Raw genomic sequence first — 13,288 nt, 5'->3', positions numbered from 1 at the left:
ATGTCAGTCACTCATGTTGATGTACTGCTGGTAGGTGGCGGTGTGATGAGCGCGACGCTGGGTACGTTGTTGGCGCAACTCGCACCTGAGTTGAAGATGGTGATGGTCGAGCGTCTCGATCAGGTCGCCCATGAAAGTACCGATGGCTGGAGTAATGCAGGAACCGGCCATGCGGGTTATTGCGAGCTGAACTACACACCGCAGGCAGCGGATGGCTCGGTCGAGGTCAAGCGGGCATTGGCGATCAACGCTGATTTTGAGGTGACGCTGCAATTCCTGAGTTACCTAGTAGAGCGCGGTCTGTTGCCGCCACCCGCTACGTTCATCAACCGAGTGCCGCATCTGAGTTTTGTCTGGGGTGAGGAGGATGTGACTTTCTTGCGTAAACGCTACGAGGCGATGCGCAGACACGCACAGTTTTCCGACATGCAGTTCAGCGATGATCCCGACGTGTTGCGTCAGTGGATGCCTTTGGTGATGGCGCAGCGTGATGTCTCCCAGCCTGTCGCTGCTACTCGGGTCGAATATGGTTCGGACATCGACTTTGGTGCGTTGACACGCGGCATGGTGGAGACGCTGAAGCGGCAACCGAACTTCAATCTTCTGCTCGAACATTCGGTGCGCTCGCTCGAACAGGATAAGCATGGCCACTGGCACGTCCATGTGCATGATCGCGCGAGTAATAAGAGCAAGACCTTCGTCAGCCGTTTCGTCTTTCTCGGCGCGGGCGGTGGTGCGTTGCCGCTGTTGCAAAAATCGGGCATCCCTGAGAGCAAGGGCTATGGTGGCTTTCCTGTCAGTGGGCAATGGCTGATTTGTAACGACCCCGAGATCGTTCAGCAGCATCACGCCAAGGTATATGGCAAGGCTCCACTCGGAGCGCCGCCGATGTCGGTGCCGCATCTGGATACGCGCATCATCAACGGCCAGCGGGCACTACTGTTCGGCCCCTACGCGGGGTTTACCACCAAATTCCTGAAGCAGGGCTCGTACCTGGATCTGCTGAAATCAGTCAGTCCGTTCAATCTTAAGCCGATGATGTCGGCGGGCTGGAGTAACGTCGATCTCACTCGCTATCTCATCGGAGAGGCGCTTCAGTCGCCTAAGCAACGCAACAAGGCCTTGCGCAACATCTATCCGCAAGCGCATGTGCGCGATTGGTCGCTGGCCAACGCAGGTAAGCGGGTGCAAGTTATCAAGGGCTATGACAAGGGTGTGGGCAAGTTGGAATTCGGTACGGAAGTCGTTGTCGCGCAAGATGGCACACTAGCGACTTTGCTGGGAGCATCTCCGGGTGCATCTATCGCACCGCCAGCGATGATCCAGATCATCGAACGTTGTTTCGCGGATAAGCTGAAGGCGGATGAGTGGCAACAGCGGCTGCGGGAGATGATGCCAAGTTACGGCGTCTCTTTGACGGAGGAGCCGGAGTTGCTAGCTAAGGTACGAGGTCGAAATCTGCGGGTGCTCGGCTTGGGTTAAACCATTGCGCCCGCAGCGGGAATATCAATCAGAGGAATCTATCCAGTAGCTTGCGGCTGTGCTTGTCCAACGATTGCGTGTCGCGGATGAGGTAGTGAATGCTGTGACTGTCGGCGATCAGCAAGGTGTTGTGGTTCAGGCGGCGGATGCTGTCTTCGCTCTTCAGCGTGAAACTGGCCGATCCGCGATCCGTGTCCACCTTCCAGATGGTGGGCGTGGAGAAGCTGGAGACATCTCGCAGGGCGGTGATGGTCGGCATGAATTCACGGCCAGCAAGCTCCTCTTCCAGTAAGGCGCGCGTGTCGGCGGGCTGGTCGCTGAGATGCTCTATCCATGCCAGCTCGTGACCATCTACGCTCATCAGCGCGATGCCGTGCTCGGGGTCGGCGATGGGGAAGGCGCGTACTGGCATGATGCCAGCGTGTTTCACGCCCTCGGCATCGGTCAATTCCAGCTTGCCGTAGGCATCGCGGGTCAGGCTGAAATCAGGCATCGGGCTTCCTCTCAAGCATGTCTTCGGTGTCCACGTTGCGCATCTGCGCTTGGTACAGGCGGTAGTAATGGCCTTCGCGTGCCATCAACTCGTCGTGGTCGCCGACTTCGACGATCACGCCTCGATCCATTACTACCAGCCGGTTGGCTTTTCGCAAGGTGGACAGGCGGTGGGCGATGGCGATCGTGGTGCGCCCCTGAATCAGATTATCGAGTGCGCCCTGGATCTCGCGTTCTGTGGTGGTGTCCACCGACGACGTAGCCTCGTCTAGGATCAGGATGCGCGGGTTGATGAGCAGGGCTCGGGCGATGGAGATGCGTTGGCGCTCACCACCGGACAAGCTCTGGCCGCGTTCGCCGACCAGAGAATCATAACCGTGTGGCAGGCGCAAGATGAATTCGTGGGCATGGGCGGCGCGGGCGGCGGCGATGATCTCTGCGCGGGAGGCGTTCGGCTTGCCGTAGGCGATGTTGTCGGCGATGGTGCCGAAGAACAGGAATGGTTCCTGCAACACTAGGCCGATGTTGCTGCGGTATTCATCTACTGAGAGCGAGCGGATGTCCACGCCGTCAAGCAGGATGGCACCTGCGGAAACGTCATAGAAGCGGCACATCAGGTTGACCAGCGTGCTTTTCCCCGAGCCGCTGTGGCCGACCAAGCCGATCATTTCGCCGGGCTGGATCACTAGGCTCACATCCTTGGTGACGGCGCGGTTGCCGTAGCGGAAACCGACGCGGCGCAGTTCGATCTGACCGCGAACTTGTTCAAGATGCACGGGGTGGGCGGCATCAGGCACGCTGGAAACGTGGTCGAGGATGTCGAAGATGCGTTTAGCGCCAGCAGCGGCTTTTTGCGTCACCGAAACGATGCGGCTCATCGAATCCAAGCGGGTGTAGAAACGGCTGATGTAGGCGAGGAAGGCGGCCAGTACGCCGACGGTGATCTCGTTGTGCGAGACCTGCCAGATGCCGAACGCCCATACGATGAGTAGGCCGATCTCGGTGAGCAGGGTGACGCTGGGAGAGAACAGCGACCAGACGCGGTTCACTCGATTGTTCACTGCTAGATTGCGCTGGTTGGCATCGCTGAAACGGGCGACCTCGCGGTCTTCCTGCGCGAAAGCCTTGACCACGCGCACGCCGGGGATGGTGTCGGTCAGCACGTTGGTGATCTCGGCCCAGATGCGGTCGGTCTTCTCGAAGCCATGGCGTAATTTGTCGCGCACTTTATGGATCAGCCAAGCGATGAAGGGCAGGGGCAGCAGCGTGACAAGCGCCAACCAAGGATTGATTGAGAACAGGATGGCCGCCGTCATCACGATCATCAGCACATCGGTGGCGAAATCGAGCAGGTGCAGCGACAGGAATACGTTGATGCGGTCGGTCTCCGAACCGATGCGTGCGACCAGATCGCCGGTGCGTTTTCCGCCGAAATATTCCAGCGACAGGCGCAACAGATGGTTGTAGGTGGTGGTGCGCAAGTCGGCACCGATACTTTCCGACACCAGCGCCAGCAGATAGGTGCGCGCCCAGCCTAGACTCCAAGCCACTAGTCCAGCAGCGAGCAGGCCGCCCAGATAGAACCATGCCTTCTGGAAGTCGATGGGATGACCGTTCTGATAGGGGATCAGCACTTCATCCATCAGCGGCATGGTCAGGTAGGGCGGCACCAGCGTGGCAGCGGTGGCGGTCAGTGTGAGCAAGAAGCCGAGTATCAGTCTTCCGCGATAGGGGCGGGCGAACCGCGCCAGCCGTAACAGCGCCCAGCCGTTGCGTCCGCTGTCTTCCTCGGGGGTGCAGTCGGGGCAGGCATTGATTCCGGCGGGGATGGTTTCGCCGCAGTTCGGACAGACGGTGGATTCTTCCACGGCTTGGGTGCCCGCTTGCTGGTGCCCGAAGCTAGTGATGAAATCGCGTACCGCTGGGTCGTGTTCCAGTGTGTAACGCCAATAGACCAGACGTGCGTGGCGATCCAGCAGTTCCAGCGTACCAACGCCGGCGTAGTCGAAATTTTGTAGCGACAGTTCGTTAGCAAGTTTCCAGCTTTGCCAGTCTCCATCGGCTTCTTTGCTGAGCAGACGCTGTCCAGTCAATACCAGCAGGGTGCGAGCGAAGTGCAAGCGGCTGTCCAGATCGAGCTCCAGCCAGCCGCGCACTGATTCGCCAGTCGCCAGTTGGGACTGAACGGCGGTGCGCCAGTGTTCCGGTAGCGGGAGGGTGGACGGATTTTTATCCATTCAGGTCAACCATTCTTGTTGCGGTGCGTTCAGGGCGTATCATATCCGAGGATGCAAGCCTACAGTCAGTATGGAACAAAGACAAATCGAAATTCTCAAGATTACCCCGCTGCGCGGTCCGAACATGTGGACTTACCGTCCGGTGCTCGAAGCACTGGTCGATATCGGGGCCCTCGAAGACTCACCCTCCAATACTATTCCCGGATTTTACGAACGGCTGTCCGCTTGGCTTCCCTCTCTGATCGAGCATCGTTGCAGCTACGGTGAGCGCGGCGGCTTCCTGCGTCGGGTGGAGGAAGGCACTTGGCCCGGTCACATTCTGGAGCATGTCACTCTCGAATTGCAGAATCTGGCTGGGATGCCCGGTGGATTCGGCAAGGCGCGCGAAGTATCCAAGCGCGGTGTCTATAAAGTGGTGGTGCGCGCTTGGCAAGAAGACGTGACTCGGGCCAGCCTGTATGCCGCCCGCGATCTGGTGATGGCCGCCATCGAGGATCGCCCGTTCGATGTGGCTGCCACAGTGGCTGAATTGCGTGATCTGGCCGAGCGCAAATTGCTGGGGCCGAGCACGAACAGCATCGTGGATGCCGCCGATGATCGCGATATTCCCGCCATCCGCCTCAATGACGGCAATTTGGTGCAACTTGGCTATGGCGCGAAGCAGCGCCGCATCTGGACAGCCGAGACCGACCGTACCAGCGCTATCGCCGAAACGATCTCGTGTGACAAGCCACTGACCAAATCCCTGCTGCAAGCCTGCGGCGTTCCTGTGCCCGAAGGCCAGATCGTTGAATCTGCCGCTGAAGCGTGGGAAGCCGCACAGGACATCGGTCTGCCCGTGGTGGTGAAGCCTTCCGATGGCAATCACGGTCGCGCAGTCTTTACCAATCTGACCACGCAGAGCGAAGTCGAGACGGCGTTCGCCGTGGCGCAGGAAGAAGGTAGTGAGGTGTTGGTCGAGAGTTTCATTCCCGGTGATGAGCATCGTCTGCTGGTGGTGGGCGGAAAACTGGTGGCAGCAGCCAAGGGCGAAGCCGCTTGGGTGACTGGCGATGGCAAATCGAGTATACAAGGCTTGATCGATAGCCAACTCAACAGCGACCCGCGCCGTGGCTACGATGAGGAGCAGCCGCTCAATCCGGTGCGTATCGACTCCGCTGCTCGCTTGGAGCTGGAGCGTCAGGGTTACGCTGACGACAGCATCCCTGCCGAAGGCGTGAAGGTGCTGATCCAGCGTAACGGCAACGTCGCCTTCGACATCACTGATCGCGTGCATCCCGAAAATGCCAAGGTGGCCGAGTTGGCTGCCCGCGTGGTCGGACTGGACATCGCCGGTATCGACTTGGTGGCTGAGGATATTTCCCGCCCATTGTCTGAGCAGAATGGGGCCATCGTTGAAGTCAACGCCGGCCCTGGGCTATTGATGCATTTGAAACCAGCGACTGGCTCGCCGCGTCCGGTCGGTCAGGCCATCGTGGATAGCTTGTTCGCAACGGGCGAGAATGGTCGCATCCCGATTGTCGGCGTGACGGGTAGCGGAGCTAATACGCTGGTTGCTCGATTGCTGGCGCGCTTGATGCACTTGGCGGGTCAGCGCGTCGGTCTGGCTTGCCGTGACGGTCTGTACCATGATCGTCGGCGAGTCGAAGCGGGCGACCGTACCGGCTGGACATCCGCGCGCAAATTACTGATGAGCGCATCCATCGATGCCGCCGTGTTCGAGAACGACTTACGTGTGATGGCGACCGAAGGTCTGGCCTACGACCGCTGTCAAGTGGCCGTGGTCACAGGTATTGCGCCGGATGCCGCGCTGCCGGAGGCTTGGATCGAGACACCAGAACAGGTTTTCAACGTGCTGCGTACGCAAGTCGATGTGGTGCTGGAGGACGGTGTCGCCGTGCTGAATGCCGCTGATGCGCGAGTCGCTGACATGGCCGAGCTGTGTGACGGCGAGGTGATCTTGTTCGGTCTGGATAGTGCGTCGGCAGTGCTGGCCGCCCAGCGTGAACAGGGTAAACGAGCCGTGTTCATGCGCGACGGCAAGATCATTTTGGCGACAGGCGCAGCGGAAGAGGATATCAAGGGCTTGGTCGTTCCTCCCGCCTTGCTGGAGCAGCCGGAAGCCATGCTGGCCGCCACCGCTGCTGCTTGGGCGCTGGGTATGACGGCGAAGCTGATCGCTGCCGGTATCGAATCATTCGGGTTGGACTGAGCCACCCAATCACAGAGAAAATAGGAAAATCTATGGAAGTCTCACGCATCCGCGCGCTGCGCGGTCCCAATCTGTGGGGTCGTCATACGGCCATCGAGGCGATCATCAATTGCGCCGAATCTGAACGTTCGATCGCCGATATATCTGGCTTCGAGGCGCGTCTGCGCGAGCGATTCCCAGGTTTGAGTGCCTTGAAGAGTCGAGGCAGCAAGTTGCCTATCCCGCTGGCGCACGTGTTGGAACAGTGTGCCATCGACCTGCAAGCGCAGGCCGGTTGTCCGGTCACATTCGGTCGCACGGTGGAAACCACGGAAGCGGGTGTCTATCAGGTGGTGGTCGAATATTCCGAGGAAGAGGTGGGGCGGCTGGCGTTCAAATTGGCTAGCCAACTTTGCCAAGCAGCGCTGGACGATACAACGTTCGATCTGGACGACGCGCTGTTCAAGCTGCGCGATCTGGACGAGGACTTGCGCCTCGGCCCTTCCACGGGTGCCATCGTATATGCCGCCGTGGCACGCGGAGTACCTTATCGCCGCTTGACTACGGGCAGCATGGTGCAGTTCGGTTGGGGCAGCAAACAACGCCGCATTCTGGCGGCGGAGACCGATCGCTCCAACGCCGTGGCCGAAGCCATCGCGCAGGACAAGATGCTGACCAAGGATCTGCTGGATGCCGCTGGCGTTCCCGTGCCGAAAGGCCGCCCAGTGGCTGATCTGGAAGATGCCTGGGCGACAGCGCAGGAGTTGGGGTTGCCGGTCGTGGTCAAGCCACAGGACGGCAATCAGGGCAAGGGCGTGACGGTCAACGTGAAGAGCTACGATCATCTCAAGATCGCCTATGCCGCCGCCGAGGAGATCAGCGACGAAGTGATGGTCGAGCGCTTCATGCCCGGCCACGATTTCCGTCTGCTGGTGGTGAACGATTACGTGGTCGCCGCCGCCCGCCGCGACCCACCGCACGTCATCGGTGATGGCAAGCACACCATCCGCGAACTGGTGGATCAAGTGAACAGCGACCCGCGTCGCGGCACCGGTCACGCCACCACGCTGACCAAGATCCGTTTCGACGACATCGCGCTGGCGCGTCTGGCCTTGCAGAATTACAACGCCGAATCCGTGCCGCCGCGCGGCGCGCGCGTGGTGCTGCGCAACAACGCCAACCTGTCCACCGGCGGCACTGCCACCGATGTGACCGAGGACGTGCATCCCGAAGTGGCGGCGCGTGCCGTGGCCGCAGCCAAGATGATCGGGCTGGACATCTGCGGCGTGGATGTGGTGTGCGAAAGTCTGCACGAACCGCTGGAAGATCAGAATGGCGGCGTGGTCGAAGTGAACGCCGCCCCCGGTCTGCGCATGCACTTGGCGCCTTCCTTCGGCAAGGCACGTCCGGTGGGCGAAGCCATTGTCGGAGGTATGTTCGCCGAAGGCGAGAATGGCCGCATCCCCGTGGTGGCGGTGGCGGGTACCAATGGCAAAACCACGACCGTGCGTCTGATCTCGCACCTGTTCACACAAAGTGGCAAACGCGTCGGCATGACTAACTCTGATGGCGTGTACATCGAAGGCAAGCGCATCGACACCGGCGATTGCAGTGGCCCGAAGAGCGCCCGCAATGTGCTGGCGCATCCCGATGTGGATGCCGCTGTGCTGGAAACGGCGCGTGGCGGCATCCTTCGCGAAGGCCTGGCGTTCGATCGCTGTAACGTGGCGGTGGTGACTAACATCGGTCTGGGCGATCACTTGGGTTTGAATTACATCCGCACCGTGGAGGAGCTGTCCGTGGTCAAACGCGTGATCGTCGAGAATGTCGCGACGGATGGCTACGCCGTGCTTAATGCCGCCGACCCTAACGTGGTGACGATGGCCGAGGCCTGCCCCGGCAAGGTGATCTTCTTCGCTCATGACAAGCATCATCCGGTACTGACAGCGCATCGCGCACGCGGCCAGCGTGTGGTCTATGTCGAGGCGGGTGAGATCGTCGCGGTGGAGGGGCGGCGCAAACAGCGTTACCCACTGGTAAACATCCCGCTGACACGTAATGGCATCCTTGGCTTCCAAGTCGAGAATGCGATGGGCGCGATTGCAGCGGCCTGGGGGCTGGGGCTGGATATCGATGTCGTCCGTGCCGGACTCGCGACGTTCATCAACGATGCCGCGACTGCGCCCGGACGTTTCAATATGTTCGATTATCGCGGTGCCACCCTGATCGCTGATTACGGTCACAATCCCGATGCGATCATCGCGCTGGTCAGTGCGATCGAGCAGCTGCCCGCCACCCGCCGCTGCGTCGTCATCAGTGGTGCCGGTGATCGCCGCGATGAGGACATTCGCCAGCAGACCGAGATTCTCGGTGACGTGTTCGACGAAGTGGTGCTGTACGAAGACCAATGCCAGCGCGGACGCGCCGACGGCGAGGTGCTCAAGTTGCTGAGGGATGGCTTGGCAAATGCTAAGCGCGCCAAGCAGACCCAAGAGATACGCGGTGAATTCAAGGCCATCGATGCCGCACTGGCGAACCTCAAGGCCGGTGAGTTGTGCCTAGTCTTGATCGATCAAGTGGACGAAGCGCTGGAGTACATCGCCAAACGCGTCGCCGAAGGTTGAGTCTCTGTATCAGGGGGCTCCCAAGATTTACGCCATTTTTATATCCATGATGCAATAATTTTCCCGATTGCTCAGGCTGTGCTGAGACGGCCACCTAGAGACAGGCGGGAAAATGGATACGTTTCACTCATCATCGGTAAGCAAGGAATCTGGGCTGGTGCATCAGCTATGGGCAATCGTGGCCTGTGTGCTGATGACGCTGGTGACTCAGCCCTTGCGTGATCTGGTCGATCTAGCCAACATCGTCATGTTGTTTTTGCTCACTGTGGCGATCATCGCGGTCTGGCTAGGACGCAAACCCGCCATCACCGCTTCGCTGGTCAGTATCGGGCTGTTCGATTTCTTTTATGTTCCCCCTCGGTTCTCCTTCTCGGTCAATGACGCGCAGTATCTGATCACCTTCACGGTGATGCTGATGGTCGCCCTGATCATCAGTCATCTGACTGCGGGTCTGCGGCAGAATGCCATCGAAGCTCAGCGACGCGAACAGCAGATACGTGCGCTCTACGCATTGGCGCAGCAGTTGGCAGGCGCGTTGACCGTCGAGCAAGCTTCGCTTGATGCTCAGCGTTTCATCCGCCATCTCGGCATGGAGCTGCATGTGTTGGTTCCTACGCTCAATGAGGTTCTACTGACTGTCGGCGGCGAGCCTGTCGCCTTGGATGTGGCCGAAATGATGGTGGCCAAGTCGGTATTTTCCAACAATGAGGCGATGGAGCTGAGGAGTGAGTCGCCGACCAAGTTGGTGTTGCCCTTGTCGGGTGTCACGCGTCCGCGCGGCGTGATCTTGGTGAGCGCCGAGCGCGAGGTGCTGGCACTTCAGCGCCCCTTGCTGGAGGCAGTTGCTTCCCTGATGGCGACCGCGCTTGATCGCTTACATTTTGTCGAGGTCGCCCAACAGCATCGGATGCAGATGCTGACTGAACGTCTGCGAAGCTCGATTCTGGCGGCCTTGTCGCATGATGTGCGCACGCCGCTTACGGTGCTTTACGGTTTGGCTGACACACTGACTTTGCCTCAATACGCACTGCCCGAATCAGCCAAAGAAACTGCGTGTGCCATCCGCGATCAATCTTTGCGGCTGAACAACCTCGTCAACAACTTGCTCGACATGGCGCGGCTGCATGCAGGGCAAGTTCAGTTGCGCAAGGAGTGGCAGCCCATCGAAGAGGTGATCGGTGCCAGCATCAAACTGCTGGGGGTCGCACTTCAGCGCCACCCCGTTAAGGTTCATCTGGCTGCCGATCTGCCCTTGATCGAATTCGATGCGGTGTTACTGGAACGCGTGTTCTGCAATCTGCTAGAGAATGCCGCCAAGTATGCACCGCTGGATACCGACATCGTGATGAGCGCGCGAGTCGTTGGCGTCGAGCTTGAAGTGACGGTCGCTAATGCTGGAACCGGATTCCCTCCCGATAAATTGCTTAAGGTGTTCGAGCCATTCGAACGTGGCATCGCTGAAAGTCCGGTGGCTGGCGTGGGGATGGGACTGGCCATTTGCCGTGCCGTGATCGAGGCGCATGGCGGGGAAATCTCTGCCAGCAACCCCGAGAGTGGCGGCGCCTGCGTGCGCTTCACTCTGCCCTTGGGTGAGCCGCCCGTGATCGAACAGGAAGCTGGAGAGTTGCCATGAGTCTGGTCTTGCTGGTTGAGGACGAGCGCGAGATTCGCCGCTTCGTCCGCCAAGCGCTCGAAGGCGAGGGCTGCGAGGTGCGTGAAGCGGGAACGATGGCACTAGGACTGGAGGAGGTGGTCACGCTTAAACCTCAACTGGTCATCCTCGACCTCGGGTTGCCAGACGGCGATGGCGTGGACTTTGTGCAGCGTCTGCGCAGTTGGTCGCAGATACCGGTGCTGGTGCTGTCCGCCCGTTCGACTGAGCGCGACAAGATCGCCGTACTGGATGCGGGGGCTGACGACTACCTGACCAAGCCGTTCTCCGTCGGCGAGTTGCTGGCTAGGGTGCGCGCCTTGTTACGGCGAGGTCGCTCGGGTGAAGTGTTCGAATCGCCGCTGGCTCGCTTCGGTAGTGTTGAGGTCGATCTAGCGCGGCACAGTGTTACCAAACATGGGCAGCCAGTCCGCTTGACGGCGATTGAATTCAAATTGCTCTCGGTGCTGCTGGCCAATTCCGGCCGGGTGTTGACGCATCGCCAATTGCTGCGCGAGGTATGGGGAGCGACGCACATCGAGAGTACGCATTACTTGCGTATCTACGTCGCACATCTGCGGCAGAAACTCGAAGATGACCCGACCCAGCCCGCCCACTTCCAGACCGAGATCGGCATCGGTTATCGCTTTCAGTTCTAATCGCAGGAGTTCACATGCAAGCAGCTAAATCCAGTCTAACCACATTGACCATTGCCGCGCTCGGGGTGGTCTATGGCGACATCGGCACCAGTCCCTTGTACGCTTTCAAAGAGGCCTTCGCCGGAGCGAACCCGCTGCCACTGGATGAGGCCAATGTCCTCGCCAGTCTGTCGGTGTTGTTCTGGTGCATGATGCTCATCATCTCGGTCAAATATGTCTGGTTGGTACTGCGCTTCGACAATCAGGGCGAAGGTGGCGTACTTGCACTGACCGCCTTGGCGCATCGCTTGAGTGTCAAAACACCGCGCATCGCCCAGCAGATCGTCGGCTGGGGCGTTTTCGCCGCCGCGCTGTTCTATGGCGATGCCATCATCACCCCCGCCATCTCGGTGCTGTCAGCGGTGGAAGGGCTGAGTATCGCTACGCCCCAGTTTGAACATTGGATATTGCCGATTACGGTCGGCGTGCTGATCGGATTGTTCCTGATCCAGAAGCAAGGCACCGGCAAGATCGGCGGACTGTTCGGACTGGTGACGCTGGCCTGGTTCATCACGCTTGGCGTATTGGGTGTGATGAGCATCGCGCAGAATCCTGTCGTGCTAAAAGCGCTCAGCCCACTGTATGCCATCGATTTTGCGGTTCATCACACCGGCGTGACTTTCCTGTTGTTGTCCGCCGTGTTCCTTGCGCTGACCGGCGGTGAAGCGCTGTATGCCGACATGGGGCACTTTGGCGCCAAGGCCGTGCGGGTAGCTTGGTACACGCTGGTGTTTCCGTGCCTCATCATCAACTATTTCGGCCAAGGCGCACTGGTGTTGCGCGATGCCAGTGCGGTGCAAAATCCCTTCTACCTGCTGTCGCCGGACTGGTTCATGCTGCCCTTGGTGGCCTTGGCGACGGCGGCGACCGTGATCGCCTCACAAGCCACCATCTCCGGCGCGTATTCGATGACGCTGCAAGCCTCGCGCTTGGGCTATCTGCCGCGCGTGCGCGTGCTGCATACGTCCGACAAGGAGCGCGGCCAGATATATATTCCCACGGTGAACTGGCTGATGCTGGTCGCCGTCATCGTGCTGGTGTTGCAGTTCCGCTCATCGGGTGCCTTGGCAGCGGCTTATGGCATCGCTGTGTCGGGAACGATGATCATCACCACCGTTCTCGCAGGATTCGTAGTGCTGGCAGGCACTGGGCGCCATCGCACTTTGCTGTTGTTGAGCTTTGCCCTGTTCGGCTCGCTGGAACTGGGATTCTTCGGCTCGAACCTGACCAAGATCGCCAGCGGCGGCTGGTTCCCGCTGGTGCTGGGGGCGATCATCTTCCTACTACTGACAACGTGGAAACGAGGAAGCTTGCTGGTGTCCGACCAGCGCCGCAAACTGGATATTCCGGTAGGAAGTTTCGTCTCCAGTGCGCTGCCGGATGTGCCGCGCGTGGCGGGCACGGCGGTCTATCTCACCTCGGATACCTCGCTCGTGCCCAGCGCTTTATTCCACACCCTCAAGCACTACAAGGTGCTGCATGAGCGCGTGGTCTTCTTGCACGTGTTGAACGAAGAGGTTCCATACATCGCCGCCGATCAACGGTTGGACATCAAGGAACTGACCCCGGGGGTCTATCGTGTGGATGTGCGTTTCGGCTTCCGCGAAGAGCCGGACATTCCCGAGGCGTTGCGGCTTGCGCCAAAATTCGGTCTTGAGATCGAAGCGATGAGCACCTCCTATTTTGTCGCACGCTCCGTGATCGTGGATGGCCCCGGCGCACTGCCGCGCTGGCGCTGCAACCTATTCTCCTGGCTGACCCGCCAGTCCGAAGGTGCCGCTGCGTATTACCGTCTGCCCGCAAACCAAGTGGTTGAACTGGGGACGCAGGTGATGTTGTAAGCAAGGGGCGACTTGTTGTCTTGAGTTGGGGGTTGCGGTGTTCAGTTTAGGCGTGGCTAGATTCAACGAAAA

The 13,288-nt window shown here is 59.7% G+C and carries 8 protein-coding genes; 6 read left to right on the top strand and 2 right to left on the bottom strand.

The genetic code is table 11. The features are described from left to right. Positions 1 to 1,482 carry a malate dehydrogenase (quinone) gene (gene mqo, locus OYT1_RS10480; RefSeq protein ID WP_062626308.1) on the top strand — a complete coding sequence of 494 codons (1,482 nt, stop codon included), beginning with the start codon at positions 1 to 3 and terminating at the stop codon, positions 1,480 to 1,482. Between the two features lie 28 nt (positions 1,483 to 1,510). Here the strand turns inward: mqo and OYT1_RS10475 are convergent, their stop codons facing one another. Together OYT1_RS10475 and OYT1_RS10470 are read right to left on the bottom strand one after the other, a co-directional pair. Next, complete coding sequence (locus OYT1_RS10475) at positions 1,511 to 1,975, bottom strand: cyanophycin metabolism-associated DUF1854 family protein (protein ID WP_062626307.1); 465 nt, start codon at positions 1,973 to 1,975, stop codon at positions 1,511 to 1,513. Next, complete coding sequence (locus OYT1_RS10470) at positions 1,968 to 4,211, bottom strand: cyanophycin metabolism-associated ABC transporter (RefSeq protein WP_062626306.1); 2,244 nt, start codon at positions 4,209 to 4,211, stop codon at positions 1,968 to 1,970. Before OYT1_RS10470 ends, OYT1_RS10475 begins: the two co-directional genes overlap by 8 nt. 70 nt (positions 4,212 to 4,281) lie before the next feature. Here OYT1_RS10470 and OYT1_RS10465 point away from each other — a divergent pair, with 70 nt between their 5' ends. The 5 genes from OYT1_RS10465 to OYT1_RS10445 all read left to right on the top strand — a co-directional run bounded on the left by OYT1_RS10465 (position 4,282) and on the right by OYT1_RS10445 (position 13,216). Then, positions 4,282 to 6,423: a cyanophycin synthetase gene (locus tag OYT1_RS10465; protein WP_062626305.1), complete on the top strand. Its 2,142-nt coding sequence runs from the start codon at positions 4,282 to 4,284 to the stop codon at positions 6,421 to 6,423. A 32-nt stretch (positions 6,424 to 6,455) separates the two neighbouring features. After that, complete coding sequence (gene cphA, locus OYT1_RS10460) at positions 6,456 to 9,026, top strand: cyanophycin synthetase (protein WP_062626304.1); 2,571 nt, start codon at positions 6,456 to 6,458, stop codon at positions 9,024 to 9,026. Between the two features lie 112 nt (positions 9,027 to 9,138). Further along, positions 9,139 to 10,659 (top strand): DUF4118 domain-containing protein, encoded by a 1,521-nt coding sequence (locus OYT1_RS10455; protein ID WP_062626303.1) that lies wholly within the window; start codon positions 9,139 to 9,141, stop codon positions 10,657 to 10,659. Continuing rightward, positions 10,656 to 11,336: a response regulator gene (locus OYT1_RS10450; RefSeq protein ID WP_062626302.1), complete on the top strand. Its 681-nt coding sequence runs from the start codon at positions 10,656 to 10,658 to the stop codon at positions 11,334 to 11,336. The genes OYT1_RS10455 and OYT1_RS10450 overlap by 4 nt, the downstream gene beginning before the upstream one ends. Positions 11,337 to 11,350: 14 nt before the next feature. After that, on the top strand, positions 11,351 to 13,216 hold the full coding sequence (locus tag OYT1_RS10445; RefSeq protein WP_062626301.1) for a potassium transporter Kup: 1,866 nt from the start codon (positions 11,351 to 11,353) through the stop codon (positions 13,214 to 13,216). Positions 13,217 to 13,288 lie beyond the last annotated feature (72 nt).

The organism is Ferriphaselus amnicola (assembly GCF_000974685.2).
GTDB classification, from domain to species: domain Bacteria; phylum Pseudomonadota; class Gammaproteobacteria; order Burkholderiales; family Gallionellaceae; genus Ferriphaselus; species Ferriphaselus amnicola.
Note: the sequence above shows the minus strand (reverse complement) of the source record. Positions and strands in the feature narration are given on the sequence as shown.

Excerpts from the sequence above, each read along its gene's own strand:
- mqo (WP_062626308.1), top strand. The coding sequence starts at position 1 with ATGTCAGTCACTCATGTTGATGTACTGCTGGTAGGTGGCGGTGTGATG.
- OYT1_RS10475 (WP_062626307.1), bottom strand. The coding sequence starts at position 1,975 with ATGCCTGATTTCAGCCTGACCCGCGATGCCTACGGCAAGCTGGAATTG.
- OYT1_RS10470 (WP_062626306.1), bottom strand. The coding sequence starts at position 4,211 with ATGGATAAAAATCCGTCCACCCTCCCGCTACCGGAACACTGGCGCACC.
- OYT1_RS10465 (WP_062626305.1), top strand. The coding sequence starts at position 4,282 with ATGGAACAAAGACAAATCGAAATTCTCAAGATTACCCCGCTGCGCGGT.
- cphA (WP_062626304.1), top strand. The coding sequence starts at position 6,456 with ATGGAAGTCTCACGCATCCGCGCGCTGCGCGGTCCCAATCTGTGGGGT.
- OYT1_RS10455 (WP_062626303.1), top strand. The coding sequence starts at position 9,139 with ATGGATACGTTTCACTCATCATCGGTAAGCAAGGAATCTGGGCTGGTG.
- OYT1_RS10450 (WP_062626302.1), top strand. The coding sequence starts at position 10,656 with ATGAGTCTGGTCTTGCTGGTTGAGGACGAGCGCGAGATTCGCCGCTTC.
- OYT1_RS10445 (WP_062626301.1), top strand. The coding sequence starts at position 11,351 with ATGCAAGCAGCTAAATCCAGTCTAACCACATTGACCATTGCCGCGCTC.